This window comes from Peterkaempfera griseoplana (assembly GCF_001418575.1).
GTDB lineage: Bacteria > Actinomycetota > Actinomycetes > Streptomycetales > Streptomycetaceae > Peterkaempfera > Peterkaempfera griseoplana.
The window spans coordinates 12,930-33,070 of the sequence record NZ_LIQR01000183.1 but is presented as its reverse complement, the minus strand read 5'-3'; the positions used below and the strand labels follow the sequence as shown (position 1 = coordinate 33,070).

General features: G+C 73.7%; 14 protein-coding genes, 1 tRNA gene and 1 pseudogene. 9 read left to right on the top strand and 7 right to left on the bottom strand.

The window, feature by feature from the left end:
• Positions 1-335 precede the first annotated feature (335 nt).
• The 8 genes from AOK09_RS14700 to AOK09_RS14665 all read left to right on the top strand — a co-directional run bounded on the left by AOK09_RS14700 (position 336) and on the right by AOK09_RS14665 (position 13,454).
• Positions 336-764, top strand: a complete 429-nt coding sequence (locus AOK09_RS14700) for a DUF3592 domain-containing protein (protein WP_055587631.1) — start codon at positions 336-338, stop codon at positions 762-764.
• Between the two features lie 327 nt (positions 765-1,091).
• Positions 1,092-4,013, top strand: a complete 2,922-nt coding sequence (gene topA, locus AOK09_RS14695) for a type I DNA topoisomerase (protein ID WP_055587630.1) — start codon at positions 1,092-1,094, stop codon at positions 4,011-4,013.
• Positions 4,014-4,139: 126 nt separating this feature from the next.
• Positions 4,140-7,478, top strand: a complete 3,339-nt coding sequence (gene tmk, locus AOK09_RS14690; RefSeq protein ID WP_079063067.1) for a dTMP kinase — start codon at positions 4,140-4,142, stop codon at positions 7,476-7,478.
• A gap of 152 nt (positions 7,479-7,630) precedes the next feature.
• A complete protein-coding gene (locus AOK09_RS14685) occupies positions 7,631-8,845 on the top strand; it encodes a DNA polymerase III subunit delta' (protein ID WP_055587629.1) in 1,215 nt (404 codons plus the stop codon).
• Positions 8,846-9,042: 197 nt separating this feature from the next.
• Positions 9,043-10,149 carry a hypothetical protein gene (locus AOK09_RS14680; RefSeq protein WP_157875901.1) on the top strand — a complete coding sequence of 369 codons (1,107 nt, stop codon included), beginning with the start codon at positions 9,043-9,045 and terminating at the stop codon, positions 10,147-10,149.
• Positions 10,150-10,346: 197 nt separating this feature from the next.
• A complete protein-coding gene (locus AOK09_RS14675; protein WP_055587627.1) occupies positions 10,347-11,966 on the top strand; it encodes an alpha/beta hydrolase in 1,620 nt (539 codons plus the stop codon).
• A gap of 127 nt (positions 11,967-12,093) precedes the next feature.
• Positions 12,094-12,870: a leucine efflux protein gene (locus AOK09_RS14670; RefSeq protein ID WP_055587626.1), complete on the top strand. Its 777-nt coding sequence runs from the start codon at positions 12,094-12,096 to the stop codon at positions 12,868-12,870.
• Positions 12,871-12,983: 113 nt separating this feature from the next.
• On the top strand, positions 12,984-13,454 hold the full coding sequence (locus AOK09_RS14665; RefSeq protein ID WP_055587634.1) for a DIP1984 family protein: 471 nt from the start codon (positions 12,984-12,986) through the stop codon (positions 13,452-13,454).
• A 428-nt stretch (positions 13,455-13,882) separates the two neighbouring features.
• Here AOK09_RS14665 and AOK09_RS14660 read toward each other — a convergent pair whose 3' ends face one another.
• Positions 13,883-14,356, bottom strand: a complete 474-nt coding sequence (locus AOK09_RS14660; RefSeq protein ID WP_055587625.1) for a DoxX family protein — start codon at positions 14,354-14,356, stop codon at positions 13,883-13,885.
• 399 nt (positions 14,357-14,755) lie between these two features.
• On the opposite strand from AOK09_RS14660, the gene AOK09_RS14655 reads away from it, so the two are divergent.
• Positions 14,756-14,829 (top strand) — tRNA-Thr (locus AOK09_RS14655).
• A gap of 46 nt (positions 14,830-14,875) precedes the next feature.
• Here AOK09_RS14655 and AOK09_RS14650 read toward each other — a convergent pair.
• The 6 genes and pseudogenes from AOK09_RS14650 to AOK09_RS14625 form a co-directional block, all read right to left on the bottom strand.
• Positions 14,876-15,361: pseudogene (locus AOK09_RS14650) on the bottom strand (tyrosine-type recombinase/integrase); the annotation flags it as partial.
• A gap of 22 nt (positions 15,362-15,383) precedes the next feature.
• Positions 15,384-15,761: a hypothetical protein gene (locus AOK09_RS42075; RefSeq protein ID WP_245687294.1), complete on the bottom strand. Its 378-nt coding sequence runs from the start codon at positions 15,759-15,761 to the stop codon at positions 15,384-15,386.
• A gap of 251 nt (positions 15,762-16,012) precedes the next feature.
• The gene (locus AOK09_RS14640) at positions 16,013-16,717 is read right to left on the bottom strand and encodes an RNA polymerase sigma factor (protein WP_245687293.1); all 705 of its coding nucleotides are present in this window, start codon (positions 16,715-16,717) and stop codon (positions 16,013-16,015) included.
• A 151-nt stretch (positions 16,718-16,868) separates the two neighbouring features.
• Positions 16,869-18,095 (bottom strand): ABC transporter permease, encoded by a 1,227-nt coding sequence (locus AOK09_RS14635; protein ID WP_055587622.1) that lies wholly within the window; start codon positions 18,093-18,095, stop codon positions 16,869-16,871.
• Positions 18,092-18,889, bottom strand: coding sequence for an ABC transporter ATP-binding protein (locus tag AOK09_RS39075; protein WP_107101335.1), 798 nt, complete (start codon positions 18,887-18,889; stop codon positions 18,092-18,094). The genes AOK09_RS14635 and AOK09_RS39075 overlap by 4 nt, the downstream gene beginning before the upstream one ends.
• Positions 18,886-20,139, bottom strand: a complete 1,254-nt coding sequence (locus AOK09_RS14625; protein ID WP_079063063.1) for a peptidoglycan-binding protein — start codon at positions 20,137-20,139, stop codon at positions 18,886-18,888. The genes AOK09_RS39075 and AOK09_RS14625 overlap by 4 nt, the downstream gene beginning before the upstream one ends.
• Positions 20,140-20,141: the final 2 nt, after the last annotated feature.

The window sequence follows — 20,141 nt, the reverse complement described above, 5'->3', positions numbered from 1 at the left end:
CCGGCCGCCAGCGCCCGGGCGCTGGCGGCCGGGGCCGCGCTCGGCACGGTGGGCCGCGATCTGGCGGCCGAGGCGGCGCTGGCCGGGTGCTACGCCCTGCTCGCGGTGGTGCTGCTGCGCTGGTTCGAACGCGGCAGCCGGCGCAGCGCCTCCCTGGATGTGGTCTGATTCACCTCGCTGATTAACCTCGCTGACCCACCTCGCCGATTCACCTTCTGGCCTCCGGGACTTCTCCGCGGGTACCCGTCGAAGCCGTCCGGCGTTGGCCGCCGGTCGCGATGCTCGGCGTCTGACCGAACGGCGCGGCCCCGGCCGCAGCGGTGGTGGAGGCGGACGTGGAGGCACCCACGGGGGTGGCGGCCGGAGCGGTGCTCCTGGCCTTCGGGGGCGCGCTGCTGTACTGGTGCGCCGCGGAGGTGCGCCTGCGCCGCTACCTGCGCCACCACGGGGTGCACACGATGGCCAGGGTGGTCGCGGACCGGCTCCCCACCGGGACGGACGATCCGGCGCCGGAGCTGGCGTACTCCCTCGCCGACCGGACCGAGGCCCTGGTCGCCCGCCCGCGGGGCCGCACCCGGCTCCGCCGGCCGGCGCGGCTCTCCCCGGGCACCCTGGTGCAGATCTCCTACGATCCCCGGCAGCCCTCCAGACTGGTGCTCGCCGACGGGCTGCGGATCGGGCCGAGCGATGCTTTCTGGATGATTCTCGGCGCCGGCTGCCTTGCCGCCGGTCTTGCGGTGCTGACCGCCGCGATCGGCGGCTGACTCCCGCGCCGGCCCCCCGCGAAACGCCTTTTCTGCGTAAAGGACAGCCCAAGAAAGCAGTTCCCGGCCTGCCCGCAGAGCGGTCCACGCGGCGGGAACACCCGGCATCGGGTTACCGTTCGAGTGGCGTCGGTCGGCTCCGCCGGTGAAAAAGCGGGATCCGTCCGTTTGACAAGGGTGGCCGGGGTACGGTCACACTCCGCAGTTGGGGGCGCGTCGTGCAGCGCGGCGGGCCCCGGCGGAGGCCGGGTCGAACGGCGCGGCCGACAACGGAGCCGCGCACCACCGGGCCGGCCACCACCCACGACCGGGAGAGAAGAGCAGAAGGTGTCCCCGACCAGCGAGACCGCCCGCGACGGACGTCGACTCGTCATCGTCGAGTCGCCGGCCAAGGCGAAGACGATCAAGGGCTACCTGGGCCCCGGATATGTCGTCGAGGCGAGTGTCGGGCACATCCGTGACCTCCCCAGCGGCGCCGCCGAGGTGCCGGCCAAGTACACCGGCGAGGTCCGCCGCCTGGGCGTCGACGTCGACCACGACTTCGAGCCGGTCTACGTCGTCAACGCCGACAAGAAGAGCCAGGTGGCCAAGCTCAAGTCCCTGCTGGCCGAGGCCGACGAACTGCTGCTCGCCACCGATGAGGACCGCGAGGGCGAGGCCATCGCCTGGCATCTGCAGGAGGTCCTCAAGCCCAAGGTGCCGGTGCGCCGGATGGTCTTCCACGAGATCACCAAGGACGCCATCCAGGAGGCCGTGCGCAACCCCCGCGACCTCAACCAGCGCCTGGTCGACGCCCAGGAGACCCGGCGCATCCTGGACCGCCTCTACGGCTACGAGGTCTCCCCCGTGCTGTGGAAGAAGGTCGCCCGCGGCCTGTCCGCCGGCCGGGTGCAGTCGGTCGCCACCCGCCTGGTGGTCGAGCGCGAGCGGGAGCGGATCGCCTTCCGTTCCGCCTCCTACTGGGACCTGGTGGGCACCTTCGGCACCGGCCGGGCCGGCGACGCCGGCGACCCGGAGTCCTTCGGCGCCAGGCTCACCACCGTGGACGGCCGCCGGGTCGCCACCGGCCGCGACTTCGGCTCCGACGGCCGGCTCAAGGCCGCCTCCGCCCAGGTGCTCCACCTGGACGAGCAGGCCGCCCGTGCCCTGGCCGCGGCGCTCGCCGACACCGCCTTCGCGGTGCGCAGCGTGGAGTCCAAGCCCTACCGGCGCTCCCCGTACGCCCCCTTCCGCACCACCACGCTGCAGCAGGAGGCCAGCCGCAAGCTGGGCTTCGGCGCCAAGCGCACCATGCAGGTCGCCCAGAAGCTGTACGAGAACGGCTTCATCACCTACATGCGTACCGACTCCACCACCCTCTCCGAGACGGCGGTCGCGGCGGCCCGCGCGCAGGTGAAGCAGCTCTACGGCGAGTCGTACCTGCCGGACGCCCCCCGGGTGTACGCCTCCAAGGTGAAGAACGCCCAGGAGGCGCACGAGGCGATTCGCCCCTCGGGCGACCGCTTCCGCACCCCCGCCGAGACCGGGCTGCGCGCGGACGAGTTCCGGCTCTACGAGCTGATCTGGATGCGTACCGTCGCCTCCCAGATGAAGGACGCCGTCGGCCAGTCGGTGACCGTCCGGGTCGGCGGCCGCAGCTCCGACGGCCGGGATGTCGAGTTCTCCGCCTCCGGCAAGATCATCACCTTCCACGGCTTCCTCAAGGCCTACGTCGAGGGCGCGGACGACCCCAACGCCGAGCTCGACGACCGCGAGCGGCGGCTGCCGCAGGTCGCCGAGGGGGACCGGCTCACCGCCGAGCAGATCACCCCCGAGGGCCACGCCACCAAGCCCCCGGCCCGCTACACCGAGGCCTCGCTGGTCAAGGAGCTGGAGGAGCGGGAGATCGGCCGTCCCTCCACCTACGCCTCGATCATCGGCACCATCCTCGACCGCGGGTACGTCTTCAAGAAGGGGACGGCGCTGGTCCCCTCCTTCCTCTCCTTCGCCGTCGTCGGCCTGCTGGAGAAGCACTTCGGCCGCCTGGTCGACTACGACTTCACCGCCCGGATGGAGGACGACCTCGACCGCATCGCCCGCGGCGAGGCCAAGGCGGTGCCGTGGCTGCGCCGCTTCTACTTCGGCGACGGCGACGTCGACGACACCTCCGCGGCGCACGCGGGCAACGGCGACGGCGACCACCTCGGCGGCCTCAAGGAGCTGGTCACCGACCTCGGCGCGATCGACGCCCGCGAGGTCAGCTCCTTCCCGGTCGGCGAGGACATCGTGCTGCGCGTCGGGCGCTACGGCCCGTACGTGGAGCGCGGTGAGCAGCGCGCGGACATCCCCGACGACCTGCCGCCGGACGAGCTGACCGTGCAGCTCGCCGAGGAGCTGCTGGCCAAGCCCAGCGGCGACTACGAGCTGGGCACCGACCCGGCCACCGGCCACCCCATCGTGGCCAAGGACGGCCGCTACGGCCCGTACGTCACCGAGATCCTCCCCGAGGACACCCCGAAGACGGGCAAGAACGCGGTCAAGCCGCGCACCGCCTCGCTGCTGAAGTCCATGTCGCTGGACACCGTGACGCTGGACGACGCCCTGCGGCTGCTCACCCTGCCCCGGCTGGTCGGCACCGACCCGGCCGACGGCCAGGAGATCACCGCCCAGAACGGCCGCTTCGGCCCGTACCTCAAGAAGGGCACCGACTCCCGGTCGCTGGAGACCGAGGAGCAGATGTTCACGGTGACCCTGGAGGAGGCGCTGGCCATCTACGCCCAGCCCAAGCAGCGCGGGCGGCGGGCCGCCGCGCCGCCGCTGAAGGAGCTGGGCCCCGACCCGGTCAGCGGACAGCCGGTGGTGGTCAAGGACGGGCGCTTCGGCCCGTACGTCACCGACGGCGAGACCAACGCCACGCTGCGCAAGGACGACGACGTCGAGACCATCACCCCGGAGCGCGGCTTCGAGCTGCTGGCCGAGAAGCGCGCCCGGGGCCCGGTGAAGAAGACGGCGAAGAAGGCGCCCGCCAAGAAGGCCCCGGCGAAGAAGGCGACGGCCACCAAGACCGCGGCGAAGAAGACCGCGGCCAAGAAGACGGCGACCGCCAAGACGGCGACGGCGAAGACGGCGGCCAAGAAGACCGCGACCGCGAAGACGGCCACGGCGAAGACCGGCACCGCCAAGAAGGCCGCGGCGAAGACGGCGGGTGGCGACCCGGCAGCCCCGAGCGGCGCCGGCGCGACCGGACTTCCGGTCTCCGAGCAGGTCTGACCCCGCGACGGCGGCGGGACCGCGCTTCGGCCGGTCCCGCCGCCGCGGGTCACAACCGCGTCATGAACATGCATGCGGAAGGTCACCCCTCCGTTTGAAGTCGCGCCCGGCGGCTAGGCTGGCCGCATGACGCGTGACGAGCAGCCACAGCCACAGTCCGAGGCCGAGGCCGCGGTGGCCAAGGCGCCGCCCACGTCAGCAGAGGTGCCTCCCGGACCGGCCGGCGCCGGCGACCAGGAGTCCGCAGGCGCGGACGGCACCCCCGCGGCACCCGGCAACTCCGCGCCCGAGGTCGGCCCGGCAGGGACGCCCGGTGAGCGGGTCCGCGCCCTGCTGCGCATCCGCCCCTACCGACGGCTGTGGACCACCCAGCTGATCGGCGGCACGGCGGACCGGCTCGCCCTGCTGGTCCTCACCCTGCTCACCCTGCAGGCCTCCGCCGCGCAGCAGCTGCTCGGCGGCGGCTACCGGGGGCTCGCGTTCACCCTGGCCGTGGTGCTCGCCGCGCGCCTGCTCGCCACCCTGCTGCTCGGCGCGGTGCTGCTGGGCCCGCTGCACGCACTCCTCGCCGGACGGCCGGACCGCCGCTGGACGCTGCTCGGCTGCGATGCACTGCGGGCCGTCCTGATCGGTGTCGCGCCCTGGTGGATCGTCTGGACCGGTGCGGACGCCTACATCTGGCTGCTCGCCACGGTCTTCGCTGCCGGCGCCGTCGAGCGGGTGTGGACCGTCGCCAAGGGCGCCACCGCCCCGTCCCTGCTTCCCCCCGCCGACCCCTACGCGCCCTCGGCGGAGGCCAGGCCCTCCGGCTCCCAGCTGGAGACCGTGCGCACCCTGGACCTCGTCACCGGCTGGATCACCGTTCCGCTGGGCGCCGCCGCCCTCGTCGTCCTCGCCCTGATCGGCAGGGCGATCGCCACCGGCAGCGACTGGCTGCGGATCCACCAGGGCACGGCACCGGCCGTCGGAGCGGCACTGCTCTTCGCCGCCTCCGCGGTCCTGCTCCACCTCCAGGAACTCCCCACCGGACGCGCCGCCGCCGCGGCCCCGCGCTCTCCGCTGCAGGGGCTCCGCGCGCCCTCCGACGCCGCCGGTCCCGTGCTCTCCCGCGGCCGTACCGGATCCGCCCCCTTCTTCACCTTCGCCGTGGCCGCCGCCTACGCGGGAGTGGCGGGCGTCGCCTCCGTCGCCCTGCTGCTCGCCCTTGACCACGGCGCCGGGCCGGTGGGGTACGGCCTGTTGGTGCTCGCCGTCACCGGCGCACCGGCGCTCGGCATCCGCACCGCCCGCACCACCCTGCCCGGCCTCTCCCGTCGCCGGCTGCTGGCCTTCGCGCTCGGGATCCTCGGCCTGGCGCTGCTGGTCGCCGGCCTCGTCCCGGACTACGTCCTGGTGCTGGTGCTGACCGCCCTGGCCGGCGTCGCCGCCGGTACCGCCGTCACCACCGGCCGGGACCTGCTCGCCCAGGAGACCGAGGAGACGAGGCAGCCCCGGGTCGTGGAGCACCTGCACGCGGTACTGCGTGCCGTCACCGCCGCCGCCCTGCTGGTGGTTCCGCTGCTCGCGGCCGGCATCGACGCCCGCCACCTCGGCGACGGCACCCCCGGCTCCTTCTCCTTCGACCAGGGCGGCGCAGGCCTCGCCGTGGCACTGTGCGGCCTGCTGACCGTGGTGCTCGCCGTCGTGGTCCTGCTGCGCACCGACGACCGCCGCGCCACGGCCCCGTTCGCCCGCGATCTGTGGAACGCCCTGAAGGGCGGCCCGGCAAGGCCCCCGCACCGGGCCGGCACCGGCTACTTCATCGCCCTGGAGGGCGGCGACGGCGCCGGCAAGTCCACCCAGGCCCAGGCACTGGCGGAGTGGATCCGCAGCAAGGGGCACGAGGTGGTGCTCACCCGCGAGCCCGGCGGCAGCCCGGTGGGACAGCGGCTGCGCGCCATGCTGCTGGACGTCGGCAACACCGGCATCTCGCACCGCGCCGAGGCGCTGCTCTACGCGGCCGACCGCGCCGAGCACGTGGAGAACATCATCCTGCCCGCCCTGGAGCGCGGCGCCGTGGTGATCACCGACCGCTACATGGACTCCTCCATCGCCTACCAGGGCGCCGGCCGCGACCTGTCCGCCACCGAGGTCACCCGGATCTCCCGCTGGGCCACCGGCGGGCTCGTCCCCGACCTCACCGTGGTCCTGGACGTCGACCCCGGGGCTGCCCGGGAGCGCTTCACCGAGGCGCTGGACCGGCTGGAGTCCGAGCCCGGGGACTTCCACCAGCGGGTGCGGGCCGGGTTCCTGGCCCTCGCCGCGGCCGACCCCGCCCGCTACCTGGTCGTCGACGCCTCCCGCCCCGCGACCGCGGTCACCACGGCCGTCCGGCACCGGCTCGACCGCGACCTCCCGCTCTCCGAGCAGGAGAAGCAGCAGCGCGCCGAGCAGGAGCGCAAGGCCAGGGAGGAGGCCGAGCGCCGGGCCGCGGAGGAGGCCCGCCTCAAGGCCGAGGAGGAGGAGGCCGCACGGCGTCGGCAGGAGATGCTCGCCAGGCTCCGCGCCGAGGAGGAGGAGCGGGAGCGGCAGCGCAAGGCCGAGGAGGAGCGCCAGGCCGCCGAGGCGGCCCGCCGGCTCGCCGAGGAGGAGGCCAGGCGCCGCGCCGAGGACGAGGAGCGCCGCCGTGCCGCGGAGGAGGCCCGCCGCAGGGCCGAGGAGGAGGAGCAGCGCCGGATCGAGGCCGAGGCGGCCCGTCAGGCGGAGCTCCAGCGGCAGCGCGAGGCCCAGCGGGCCGAGCAGCGCCGCCGCGCGGAGGAGGCGCTGCAGCGTGCGGAGGAGGCCCGGCTGCGCGCCGAGGCCGAGGCCGCTGCTGCCGCCGAGGCCGAGGTGACCGCGGAACTCCCGCAGGTGGCGCCCGGAGAGACGGCCGGCGGCCACGACCCGGACGGCGCCACCACGGAGATCTCCGAGGAGGACCGCCGCGCCGCCGTCGCAGCCGCCGAGGGCTCCTCCGCCCGGCGGCCCGGGGCGACCCCCGCCGACGAGACCGCGGTACTGCCGCGGGTGTCCGACGAGACGGCCGTACTGCCCAGGGTGGCGCCCGGCGACGAGACCGCGGTGCTGCCCAGGGTGTCGGACGAGACGGCGGTGCTGCCGCGGGTGCAGGACGGGAAGGGCGCCGCCCCTGCCGGGCGGGCGCCTGGCCGTACCCAGCGGACCGGAGCGGAGCCGGCTGCGGAGCAGTCCCCGGCCGAGCGCACCCGTGAGATGCCCGCCGTGGACCCGGGGGCGCCGGACGCCCCCGGCGCGCCGGCGCAGCCGTCCCGTCCCCGCCCGGACTGGGCCGAGGAGACCCCGATGGACGACCTCCCCAGCCTCACCGACCGGCTGCTGGGCTCCCGCGAGGAGTGGGAGGAGTGGGAGCAGCACGAGGGCGAGGCCGGCTCCGGGCACGACGGCGGCCGCCGGCGCCGCCGCGACTGACCGGCCACGGCGGGGCCCGGGGATCCCCGGCCCCGCCCCTGGGCCGGCCGGGGCGCGGTCCGTCCACCGTGGACGCGCACCCGGGTGTCCGACCCGCCGACTAAGCTCGACCGGGTCGGAGGGACGGACAGCAGAGGCGTGGAGATGGCCCCGTGAGTGTGTGGGACGACCTGGTCGGCCAGGAGCGGGTGGTCGAGCAGCTGACCGCCGCGGCCCTGGCTGCGCGGGGCGTGGTGGCCGCCGGGCGGCAGGACGCCGCCGGGCCGGGGGCGGGCTCGGCGATGACCCATGCCTGGCTGTTCACCGGCCCGCCCGGGTCCGGTCAGGCGACCGCCGCCCGCGCCTTCGCCGCCGCCCTCCAGTGCACCAGCCCCGACCTCGAACTCGGCGGCACCCCCGGCTGCGGCTTCTGCGACGGCTGCCACACCGTCCTCGCGGGCAGCCACGCCGATGTGAAGACGGTCCGCAACGACGGTCTCTCCATCCCGGTCCGCGACATGCGGGAGCTGGTCCTGCGCGCCTCCAGCTACCCCACCGGCGGCCGCTGGTCGGTGATCCTGCTGGACGACGCCCACCGCCTCACCGAGCAGGCCGCCAACGCCCTGCTCAAGGGGGTGGAGGAGCCCTCCCCGCGCACCGTCTGGCTGCTGTGTGCGCCGTCGGTGCAGGATGTGCTGCCCACCATCCGCTCCCGGTGCCGTCTGCTGGTGCTGCGCACCCCGCCCGCCCCGGCCGTCGCCGACATGCTGGTGCGGCGCGACGGAGTGGATCCGGCGCTCGCCGAGACCGCCGCCCGGGCGTCCCAGGGCGACCTGGAGCGGGCCCGCCGGCTGGCGCTGGACGAGAAGGTCCGCGCCCGGCGCGCCGAGGTGCTGCGGATCCCCCTGGAGGTCTCCGACGTCGGGGCGTGCCTGGCCGCGGCGCAGCGGCTCGTCGACACCGCCAAGCAGGACGCCGAGCAACTCGCCGAGACCCGGGACGTCAAGGAGACCGACGACCTCAAGGCGGTCTACGGCGCCGCCGAGGGGCTGGGCGGCCGGGCCCCCCGGGGCATGGCGGGGGCGATCAAGGAGCTGGAGAAGCGCCAGAAGAGCCGCGCCACCCGGACCCGCCGGGAGACCCTGGGTGTGGCACTGCTCGAACTGCTGGGTTTCTACCGCGACGTGCTGGCGCTGCAGCTCGGCAGCACCGGTGAACTGGCCAACGAGGACCAGCGTGCCGCCCTCCAGCGGGTGGCCTCCGCCGGCCCTGCGGAGTCGACGCTGCGCCGGATCGAGGCCGTCCTGGCCTGCCGTACCGCGCTCGACCGCAATGTGGATCCGCTGCTCGCGGTCGAGGCCATGACGCTGGCGCTGCGCGCGGGCTGAGGTCGGCCCGTACCGCCGTCCGGGCAGCCGGCAGGGCCGTAAGGCGGTCCGCACTGTTCACTCGTCCGAGTGATACGAGCGATTTGCCCGAATTGCTCCCTGAACACCTCCGGGTGCTCTTGCAGGGTGGGGAGCCGACGCGCCTCGCCGCGGTGGCCGCGGACCGCGAGGTGCGGCTCCGCCCCGGAGGTGATCTGATGGTCCGCTCGATCCTCGTCCTGCTGCTTGTCGCCGCCGTCGTCGCGTCGGTACGGCTCGCTCGCGCCGCCGCCGACCACAAGCGGGAGCGGAGGGCCGCCGAGGCCTACGGACTGGCCGGCGACCGCCGCGTCACCCGGCTGCTCGGAGCCGGCTCGGTCGCCGCCGGGCTCTGCGCACTCGTGCTGCTGCTGGCGCTCGGCACCGGCGCCAGCAACCGTCTGCGCTTCAGCACCGGGGGTCCGCCGGCCGCCGCCGCAGCCGCCGTGGCCGGCCGCCCCGGCGACCGCACCCCGGCGACCGGGGACCCGGCGACCGCAACCCCGGCCTTCGCCACCATCGGCCACCCCGCCGGCGGCCGGCTGCTCCAGGGCACAGTCGGCGCCGCGGACGGCAGCCGGCGCGTCGTCCGGGTCTGGCTGCCCCCGCAGTACGCGGAGGACACCCGGACCGGCTTCCCGGTGGTGGTGCTGCAGACCGGCAGCCCGGGGAGCACCGCCGACGTGGCGGCCCCCTATGTCTTCGACGGCTTCACCAGCGCCGCCACCCAGCAGGGCGCCGGCCCGTTCGTGGTCGTTGCCCCGCAGGCGCCCGCGGGCACCGAGCACCCCTGCGAGTTGCTGACCGCAGCCCCCGGGGCCGTCCCCGACGACACCGCGGTGCGGGCCGCCGTCGCTGCCGGCTTCCGCACCCTGCCCCCCGGCCCGCGCGGCTGGGAGACGCTCGGCATCGGCGACGCCGCGCCCTGCGCCGCAGCGGCCGCGCTGACCAGGCCCGACCTGTACGGCGCCGGGGCCGCCCTGTCCGGCCGGTACGACAGTGAGGCGCTGGTCCGCGCAGCCGCCGACGGGGCCGCCGGACTGCCGGACTCCCGGCTGCTGCTGGCCGCGACCCGGCGTGACCTGACCGGACGCGAGGAGGTCGGCCGGCTGCGCGACGCACTGGCGTCCGGGGACGGCCGGGCCGCCCGCGTGGTCGTGGCGACCTCCGAGACCGTCCGGGACGCCGCCGTCGAGCAGGAGCGGATCCTGCTGGTCAGGATGGCCGTGCGGTATCTCGCCAAGTCCCTCGGCACTCCGGCCCCGGGCGCGTCCGCCCACGCCTGACAGGCCACGCCCGACCGCCCGGGCAACCCCGTCCGGGGCGGCCCCGCGACCCGCCCCGGTGACCGTCGCCGGGGACCCGCGGGGCGCCGTCCGCGCCCCGGCACTCCGACACGCCCCGGGCATGCGTCGGGCCCGGACCGCCCCCGGGACGACTACGCTCTGCAACAGGCCGACCGCCAAGACGAAGGAACGGTGCGATGAGCAGGGCGAACAACGGGCTCGGGGCGTGGCCGCGGCGAGGCGGGGCCGCACTGCTGGCCGTCTGCGGGCTGCTGCTCAGCGCCTGCTCCTCCGGCGGCTCCCAACCGGCGTCCACCAGCTCGCACACCGCCCCGGCACCCGGGACCACCGGTGGTGACGCGGCCACCGGCGGATCCGCCCGCACCGCGCTGCAGCCGCTGCCCGCCGCGATCCCGGCCGCGCTGGCCTCCTACTACCGGCAGAAGCTCGACTGGCGGGCCTGCGACGGCTCCTTCGAGTGCGCCACCTTCAAGGTGCCGCTGGACTACGCCCACCCCGGACACGGCGATCTCACCCTGGCCGCCGCCCGCAAGAAGGCCACCGGCCCCGGGCCCCGGACCGGCTCGCTGGTGCTCAACCCCGGCGGACCCGGCGGCTCCGGCATCACCTACCTGGAGAACGTGACGGCCAGCTACGCGCCGCCGCTGCGCGCCACGTACGACCTGGTCGGCTTCGACCCCCGGGGCGTCGGCCGCAGCGATCCGGTGCAGTGCCTGAGCGGGCCCCGGATGGACGCCTTCGCCGCCGCCGACGTCACCCCGGACGACGCCGCCGAGAAGGCCGCCCTGGTCAAGGAGATGCGGGAGTTCGCCGCCGGCTGCGAGCAGCGGTCCCGCAGCCTCCTGCCGCATGTGGACACCATCGCGGCGGCCCGCGACATGGACGTGCTGCGCGCCCTGCTGGGCGACGCCAAGCTGACCTACGTCGGCAAGTCCTACGGCACCTACCTCGGCGCCGCCTACGCCGGGCTGTTCCCCGGGCGGGTCGGCCGGATGGTGCTCGACGGCGCCCTGGACCCGTCCCTCGACGCCCGGCAGGCCGCCCTCGGCCAGGCAGCCGGTTTCGAGGTCGCCTGGTCCGCCTTCGCCAAGGACTGCGCCTCCAGGAGCGACTGCCCGCTGGGCCGCAGCCCGGCCGAGGTGGGCACCCGCCTCGACGCCCTCTTCCGCTCGATCGACCGCACCCCCCTGGCCACCGGGAGCAGCCGCCGCCTCACCGAGGCGCTGGCCACCACCGGCGTCATCCAGGCCATGTACGCCGACTTCCTCTGGCCCCAGCTCCGCACCGCGCTCAAGGACGCCCAGCAGGGCAAGGGCGCCGGACTGCTGGCCCTCTCGGACTCGTACTACGACCGCCGCAGCAACGGCAGCTACGGCAACCTGATGTTCGCCAACGAGGCCGTCAACTGCCTGGACAGCCCCGCACCGTTCAGCAGCCCCGACCAGGTCCAGGCCGCGGTGGCGCAGTTCGTACGGACCTCCCCGCACTTCGGGCGGGCCATGGCGTGGATGTCCCTGGCCTGCGCCTACTGGCCGGTGCGGCCCACCGGAGGCCCGCACACCATCGCCGCCGCCGGGGCCCCGCCCATCGTCGTCGTCGGCACCACCCGGGACCCGGCCACCCCCTATGTGTGGGCCAGGGCGCTGGCGGCCCAGCTCTCCTCCGGCCGGCTGCTCACCTTCGAGGGCGACGGTCACACCGCGTACGGCGGCCGCAGCGACTGCATCGACACGGCGGTCAACACCTATCTGCTGGAGGGCCAGGCGCCCGGCAACGGGAAGGTCTGCTCCTCCTGAACGAGGAGAGCCGGACTGAACCAGGAGACCCGGGCGGCGACCCCGAACGGCTCGGCGGGCGGCCAGGATGTGTGGCAATGGCACACTTTCCTGGCCGCCCGTATGTCCGAGCAGTAAGGAAAGTGCTGTGCTGGGAGTCCCCGAACTGGCCACCTACACCCTCGGGGCACTGATCATCGTGCTCCTGCCGGGGCCGAACTCCCTCTATGTGCTCTCCGTGGCCGCCCGCCGGGGCATACGCACCGGCTACCGCGCCGCGCTGGGGGTCTTCGCCGGCGACACCACCCTGATCGTCCTGGCGTCCGCCGGGGTCGCCTCCCTGCTCAGGGCCAACCCGCTGGTCTTCGACGTGGTCCGCTACGGAGGCGCCGCCTACCTGGTCTGGATCGGCATCGGCATGCTCCGCTCGGCCCGCGCCCTGTGGCGCGAGCACCGCGCCACCGCGCCCGCCCCCGCCGCCCCGGGGCCCGCCGCCTCCGAGCGGCCCTTGCGCCGGGCCCTGGCCGTCAGCCTGGTCAAGCTGCGTTCGTATGTTCCCCTGTCGGGCCGGGCCGCCCGCGCGCAGCAGACCGCGGAGGGCTCCGACATGGGGGAGAAGCAGGAACGCCCCTTCCGCCGGGCCCTGATCGTCAGCCTGCTGAACCCCAAAGCGATCTTGTTTCTGTTGAGCTTCTTCACGCAGTTCGTGGATCCCTCGTACGGGAAGCCCGCCCTGTCCTTCGCCCTGCTGGGCGGCATCCTGCAGACCTTCAGCGTGCTCTACCTCTCGACCCTCATCCTCACCGGGACCGCCCTGGCGAACGCCTTCCGCCGCCGGCGGCGCCTCTCCGCGGGGCTGACGGGAGGCGTGGCCGTGCTCTTCGGCGGCTTCGCGGTGAAGCTCATGATCTCCACGGGGGTCTGACCCCGGTCGACCAGGCACCGTCCTGAGTGCTGCACACGCCCCCGGAAATCCGGATGCAGCCGGGACGGGAAGGTCCGCATACTGTCCGGGACTCACAGCGGGAGGGCCTGATGGTGAAACTTGCGGAGGCGCTCGCGCAGCGTGCGGACGCCACACGACGGGTGGAACAGCTGCGTGCGCGCGTCGTCGGCAGCGCCCGGTACCAGGAGGGGGAGACGCCCGCGGAGGATGCCGGGGCCCTGCTGGCGGAGGCCGCCGCGGTGCTCGACGACCTCGAGTCGCTGATCCGCCGGATCAACCGGACCAACGCGGCGGCGCTGATGACGGAGGGCGGCACCCTCACCGACGCGCTTGCGCGCAGGGACGTGCTGCGGCTGCGCCATGCGGTGATCACGGCGGCGGCGGACGCTGCCTCAGGCAGGGACCAGCGGGGGACGGTCCGGCAGCTGAGGTCCGAACTGAAGATCCTCTCCGCACTGCCTGTCGCGGAGCTGCGGGCCCAGGCCGACGTCCTTGCGCGGGAGATCCGTGAGACCGACATGCGGATCCAGCGGACGAACTGGGAGGTCGACCTCCTGGACTGAGCCGGGCGGAACGATGTGGAGCAGGTAGTCGTCGCGGAGGCGTGCACACACCGCGGGCCGGCGGTCATTCCGGCCCACACCTGGTGCGCGAGGAGCAGCGCAGGGGTTCGACTCCCCATCGACAGTGCAGCTCAGCAATGCGTACAGGTGACCGTGCACAGTGCACAGCACACCACCATGTGCAGACCCGCGGCGGCGAGGGCGGGCAAGGGGCATCCACATCGCAGCGAGCCGCTCGGAGGGCGCGGCATCGGCCTTCCCCACCGCCCCGCCCATGGCTCCTTCCGGCGCCCTGCCGGATGGCGTTCTCCAGCTGTACGAGTGCTCCGAGCCGGACAGGCAGACGGCCCCCGGGTCGAGGGGCCGTCTGCGCATCGTGTGCCCTGGAAGGGCGCGGGTCCGGCCCGCCTGCGTGGGCAGCGGGGGCCCTACTCGGCGGCCACCGGCACCCCGGCCGCCGCTGCGGGCAGACGCACCGCGGTCACCGGCGCGACCCGCCGGGCGCGGCTGCGGGACAGCAGGGTGTCGACGGCGAAGGTGCCGGGGCCGGTGACGGCGAGGAGCAGCAGGGTCCAGCAGAACAGCACGGAGAGCTCCCCGCCGTTCTGGATGGGCAGCAGCGAGTGCTCCTGGTGCACGGTGAAGTACGCGTACGCCATGGAGCCGGAGCCGAGCAGGGCGGCCGGGCGGGTGCCGAGGCCGAGGACGACGAGGACACCGACGACGAACTGGATGAGAGCGGCCCACCAACCGGGCCAGACGGCGACCTCGACGGCCTTGCCGGTGCCCATGCTGCCGCCGAGCACACCGAAGAGCGCGGCTGCGCCGTGGCAGAGGAAGAGCCCTCCGATGATCACGCGGTAGACCGAGAGCAGCTGCGGTCCGAATCTGGAGTTGGCCATGATGTCCCTTTCCGAGGAGTGCGGTCTGCGGGGCAGTGTCGGGCCGGGACCTTGTGCGCTGCTTGTGCCGGATCCTCCCCGTACCGCCCCGCCCGTCGCTGATCCGGCGATGTGACCCGGGAGCGCCCCGTCCGTGCAGGTGGCGGGGCTCCCGGTGGCTGCGCGGGCGGGTGACGGTGGTGCCGCGCCGGATCTCCGGCTGCGCTGAAGGGCGGCCGGAAAGCCGGAGGGACGCCTCCCCCGCAGGGCGGCGGAGGCGGCCGCGCGGGGCCCGGGAAGCCCACCCGGCCGCGCCCGGCCGGTGTCCCCTGGCGAGGTCCTGGCCACCCTTCGGAACTGTGTAGACTGTGGCTCGTTGCCAGTGCGATGCTCGTCCCCGTGGCGAACGGCACTGGCACTGCCGCCTTAGCTCAGTCGGCCAGAGCGACGCACTCGTAATGCGTAGGTCAAGGGTTCGATTCCCTTAGGCGGCTCAGTGAAAGCCCAGGTCAGCGATTACGCTGACCTGGGCTTTTGTCATCACTGGACGCGTCGGCGACGCCGTGCGCGGGCCGCGCGGCTGCTCGTGGTCTCAGTTGTGGTCTCAATTGCGGGCGGAGAGCCCTGCGGACGGAGCTGAGGCAGGAAGGCGTCCCCCATGCGGCGCATGGCGTCGCGGGACAGCTCCGAGCGGCCCTTCACGTACCGCTTGGTCTGGCCGATCTGGGTGTGCCGGAGGATCTCCAGGGTGGTCACCATGTCCACCCCCAGCTCGTTCAGGATCGTTCCGGCGGTGTGACGGCTGCCGTCGTAGAGCCGCCGGTCACTGATCCCCGCCTCTTCGAGCGGCTCCTTGAACTCCTCCCAGTCCTGCCGGGGATCGAGCGGCTGCCCGTCGGGGCGGGCGAACACAGCGCCGTGGTCCTGCCAGAGATCGCCGGCAGCAGCTCGGTCCGCATCCTGGCGCGCCTTGTGCTCCCGCAGGTACTGGCTGAACGGTGGCGGGATGGGGACCGGGTTCTGACTCACAGACTGCTGAGGTGTGCGGTTACTTTCCGTATGCCTTGCGGAACTTGCTCCTGGTTTCCTCCGAGGCCATGTTCGCGCCGCACTGCGGGACGGTGCCGTCCTTGGTGGCGGCCACGATGTAGTGCTCTCCGACCAGGAACGTGAGGGTCTCCGGCTCGCCGGCGTCGCTGCTGAGCCGTACCGCGTCCGAGTCGCCACCGTGCAACCAGTGATCGACACGGAAGAAGACCGAGGAGCCCTTGACGGAGGTGACCGTTCCTTCGAAGAGCGTCGGGTACTGGCGCAGCCGGTCGGGGGTCGGTTCCACGCACTTGGCGGGAACCGCAGCGCCCGCGACGGTGAGCGTCAGCGGCCCGGACGCGGACGCAGACGTGTGACCGCTGTCTCGATTCACCATGACTCCTCCTGCGATGCCGCCTCCGAGCATGAGCAGACCGGCTGCCGCCGTGAGTGTGAGGAGACGGCGGCGTCCCCGTCCTGAGACGGCCTTCACAGGGCGAATAGTGAAGCCGGTCGCGGTCTTGTCCGACCCGGGCGTGATGTCGGTGTTCAAGGCAGTCTCCACAAGACGGTTGATGTCGGGCAGCGGAGCTCTCGGGGTCAGTGCCGGGTCCGCGGCCCTCAGTCGGGCCAACAGCTCGTCGTCATTCACTGACTGCTCCTTTCTTCATCCGGCTTGTGTCCAGTCCGGTCGGTGTTCTTTCGCATCGGCTGCAGCCGTGCGCCGAGTTTCTTCTTCGCCCGGTGGAGCCGGATGCTCACTGCGTTGGAGGTGAGCCCGGTCACTTCCGCGATCTGACGCGGCGCCAGGCCTTCCCACGCCCACAGTCGAACCATCTCGCGGTCCAGTTCACCAAGGCCATCGAGCGCGGCGTGCAGGTCGCTGTGATCGGCGGCCGTTGTCGCGGGGTGCTGCTGTGTCCGGATCAGCAGCTCCACCAGGCGGTGCCTGCGTCCGTCAGCGCGGCGGGCATTGGCCAAGCAGCCCCGCGCCACTCCGTAGCACCACGGCAGCACGTCATCGGGATCGGGCGTGGGACCGGCATGGGGGCCGGGCACATCGTCGATGCGGCGCCACAGCACCAGCATCGTCTCCGACAGGATGTCCTCGGCCATGTCGGGGTTCGTCCGTCGCACCAGATACCGGTGCAGCGGTTCCGCCACCACCTGCGCCAGTCCCTCGAAGCGCGCCTGCCTGGTCCTGCGCGTCTCCTGTTCCGTCATGGATTTCACAACCTGTCCTGTCCGGCAGCGGCCGGATTCTTTCAACACGCTTCCGTCAAACCTTGGCCGGTGCGCCATGACCGGGCGGTCGGCCCCCAATTGTTTGCGAGCGGCCAGGAAGGCCTTCACCGCGCGAGGGAGACGGCGGGCTTGCCTGGGTCGTTGTCGGCGGCCGTGCCGCGGGACGCCCCACTTGGGCGGCTCCGCGACAGCCCAGGTCAGCGATGCGCTGACCTGGGCTTTTGTCGTCACTGGACGCGTCGGGGACGCCGTGTGCGGGCTATGTGGAGGCCAGCGCTTCGGTCGGGGTGAGCCGCGCCGCGCGGATCGACGGGTAGACGCCTGCGACGACTCCGACCAGGAGGGCGCCGCCGATCCCCTCGGCCACCGAGGCGGGCGGGATGACGGGCGGCCAGCCCTGGAAGGTCGCGTACCCGAGCACGCCGAGGGAGCCGATCACGGCGCCGGCGACCCCGCCGAGGGTGGACAGGACCACCGCCTCGGTGAGGAACTGGCCCCGGATCTGGCCCCGGTTGGCGCCCAGGGCCCGGCGCAGGCCGATCTCACGGCGGCGCTCCAGCACAGAGATGATCATCGTATTGGCGACGCCGATTCCGCCGACCAGCAGCGCCACACCGGCCAGGCCGATGAACAGACCGGAGAAGGTCTGTTCCGTGGCCCTCTTGGCGGCCAGCGCGTCCGACGGACGGCTCACCTGGATCAGGCCCGGCAACTGCGGGTAGAGCGTGGCAGGCAGCACCGCCCGCACATCCTCCAGAGCATTCTCCGAAGCCTTCAGGTAGACCACCGTCGGGTGCCCGTCGAAGTGCAGGTACGTGGTGGCCGCCGACCAGCCGACCATCACCGACTGCTCCAGGTCGGGGGTGAGCGGCATGGGATTGAGGATGCCGATCACGGTGAACCACCGGTTGTCGATGTATACCTGCGGCGCCGGCTGACCGGGCACCAACTGCCGGAAACCCAGCCAGGAGGCGGCCTGGTGGCCGAGCACGACGGTCGGGAAGCGGTCGGTGGCCGGGGTGAGGAAGCGCCCGGTGTGCACCGAGCCGTTGACCGCGGACAGCAGGCCGTCGCGGACGGCCAGCACGCTGATGCCGACACTGTCGCTCGGATCGGAGTGGTCGTTGCGCTGCACGGTCCGGTGGGTGTTGGCGACCGCACCGGTGTCGGTGACCGGGCCGATCCTGGCGGCCATCGCGTCGGCGCTCGGCGGGAGAAGCACCGGCGGGTTCTGGTTGGGCTGCGCCTGTGCCTGGAGCATGTTGGTGCCCAGCGCCGTGAGCTGGGTCAGCAGCGCCTGCTTGCTGGAGGCCGGGATTCCGGTGACCACGATCATGGTGGCGATACCGATGGAGATGCCCAGCGCAGAGAGCGCGGCCCGCAGCTTGCGGACCCGGACCCCGATCAGGCCGAGGCGCAGGATGTCGCCGGGGGAGAGCCGTACGGCCCGGCGGGCGTGCGGGTGCGCGGGCGTGGCGGCAGTCATCGGGACACCTCTGTGTCCCTGACGATGCGTCCGTCCCGCAGCTCCACCTGACGGGGCAGCCGGGCCGCGATGTCCCGGTCGTGGGTGATGACCGCGATGGTGGTGCCCTCCTCGTTCAGCTGGGTGAGCAGATCGAGCACGGCCTGCCCGTTGACGCTGTCCAGTGCGCCGGTCGGTTCGTCCGCCAGCACCAGGGCGGGGGAGTTGACCAGGGCGCGGGCGATGGCGACACGCTGCCGTTCGCCTCCGGAGAGCTGGTGCGGCAGGTGGCCGACCCGGTGGCCCATGCCGACCCGGCCGAGCGCCTCGCGGGCCATCGGTAGCCGGCGGCGGCGCGGCACGCCCGCGTAGAGCAGGCCGGTGGCGACGTTCTCCGCGGCGCTCAGCCCGTCGGTGAGGTGGAAGTGCTGGAACACGAAGCCGAGCCAGCGTCCGCGCAGCACCGACAGACGCCGGTCGGACAGGCCCGCCACGTCCTGGCCGGCGACCTCCACGGTGCCGGTCGTGGGCAGGTCGAGGGTGCCCATGATGTTCAGCAGGGTGGACTTGCCGGAGCCGGACGGTCCGAGGATCGCGAGGAGTTCGCCCTCGTCGATGGTGAGCGACACCTGGGCGAGCGCGACGACCCCGCCCGGGTACGACTTGGTGGCCTCACGTACGCGCAACACCGGCCCGGACGACACCCGCCCCGAGGGCCGGACCGACGACGGTCCGGCGGACACCGGGTCGGACGTCGTCGGCCCGGTCGGGGCCTGCCCGGACCGCCCCTCGGGGCGGACGGCGAAGCCGGTCATGAGGCGGTCTCCACGCGCAGACCCGCGGTCACCCCGGCACCACTCACCTCGACCTGGCCGTTGGCGAACAGCCCGGTGGTCACGGCGACCAGCGTCCCGTCGGTGCGCTGGAGCGCGTAGCCGCCCTGGCGGAGGGCGACCAGGGCGGTCACCGGCACCGCCAGCACGCCCTTGCGGGTGCTGGTGGTGAACAGCACCTGGACCGGCGCCGAGTCGAGCTTCGCCACGTCCGCGGGATGCAGCGGGGCGATGGACACATTGAGGGTCGGGGGCGCGTCCTGTCCGCCCGGCGCCTCCTGGCCGGCGCCGCCGCTCTGCACGCTCCGGCCGACCGAGGTGATCTTGCCGGGTACGGTCCGGGCGTCTGGCAGGGTGATCGTCACCTTGGCGCCGACCGTGATGCCCTGCGTGTCGCCCGCCTCGACCGGCACGGTGACCCTCTTGCCGGTGGCCGTGACGGACAGCAGGGGCTTGGCCACCGGGTCGCCCAGCTGCGCCTGGACCGAGCTGACCCGTACCGCGCCCGGCAGCACGACGATCTGGTCGATGCCGAGGGTGCCGGTGGGTGTCATACCGGTGTTGCCCTGCCAGCGCTTGACCGCGGCCGCGAGGGAGGCGGTGTACGTGGCGCCCCGGCCGTCGTCGTCGGCGGGCTGGTAGCCGATGTCGTAGCCGAGGGCCACGAGGTTCTCCACGACCACGGAGATGTCCGAGCCGCGCATCGGCGGGTTCTTGGCGGTCGGGGACTTCAGGGTGCGGAAGAGGGGGGTGCGGCCGTAGAAGACCATGACCGGCTGGTCGTTGCTCCGGTAGAGCGGGTGACCGCGGGTGACCGTCGTGTCGATGGCGGCCAGGCCGGTGAGGACCCCGCTACCGCGCCCGGTGACCTGGGTCGGCGTGCCGTAGCCGAGGGTGCCCTGCACCGCGCGGCTGTCGGACAGGTCGGTCCTGGTGACCGTGGCGACACCGACCTTGGCAGCGCTGGTGGGGACGCCGGCGGGGTGATGGGCGTGCTGTTTGAAGGCGACGGCGCCGGCGGTGATGCCGCCGACGGCGACGAGCGCCACGACCAGCGCCGCGAGCCTGCGGCCGCGACGGGCGCCGGTCCGGAATTCAGCGGCTCCCGGGGCAAGGGCGCCCGTCACACCGGCGGTGCCGATCGCGAGGGCCTCACCGTCGACGACCGGGCCGCCCACGGCCTCGCCGCCCCGGCGCTTGCCGCTCCGGTGCCTGCTGGTGCTGTCGGACACGG

Coding starts and splice junctions, on each gene's coding strand:
- tmk (WP_079063067.1), top strand. CDS start 4,140: ATGACGCGTGACGAGCAGCCACAGCCACAGTCCGAGGCCGAGGCCGCG.
- AOK09_RS14680 (WP_157875901.1), top strand. CDS start 9,043: ATGGTCCGCTCGATCCTCGTCCTGCTGCTTGTCGCCGCCGTCGTCGCG.
- AOK09_RS14675 (WP_055587627.1), top strand. CDS start 10,347: ATGAGCAGGGCGAACAACGGGCTCGGGGCGTGGCCGCGGCGAGGCGGG.
- AOK09_RS14660 (WP_055587625.1), bottom strand. CDS start 14,356: ATGGCCAACTCCAGATTCGGACCGCAGCTGCTCTCGGTCTACCGCGTG.
- AOK09_RS42075 (WP_245687294.1), bottom strand. CDS start 15,761: ATGGTGAATCGAGACAGCGGTCACACGTCTGCGTCCGCGTCCGGGCCG.
- AOK09_RS14635 (WP_055587622.1), bottom strand. CDS start 18,095: ATGACTGCCGCCACGCCCGCGCACCCGCACGCCCGCCGGGCCGTACGG.
- AOK09_RS39075 (WP_107101335.1), bottom strand. CDS start 18,889: ATGACCGGCTTCGCCGTCCGCCCCGAGGGGCGGTCCGGGCAGGCCCCG.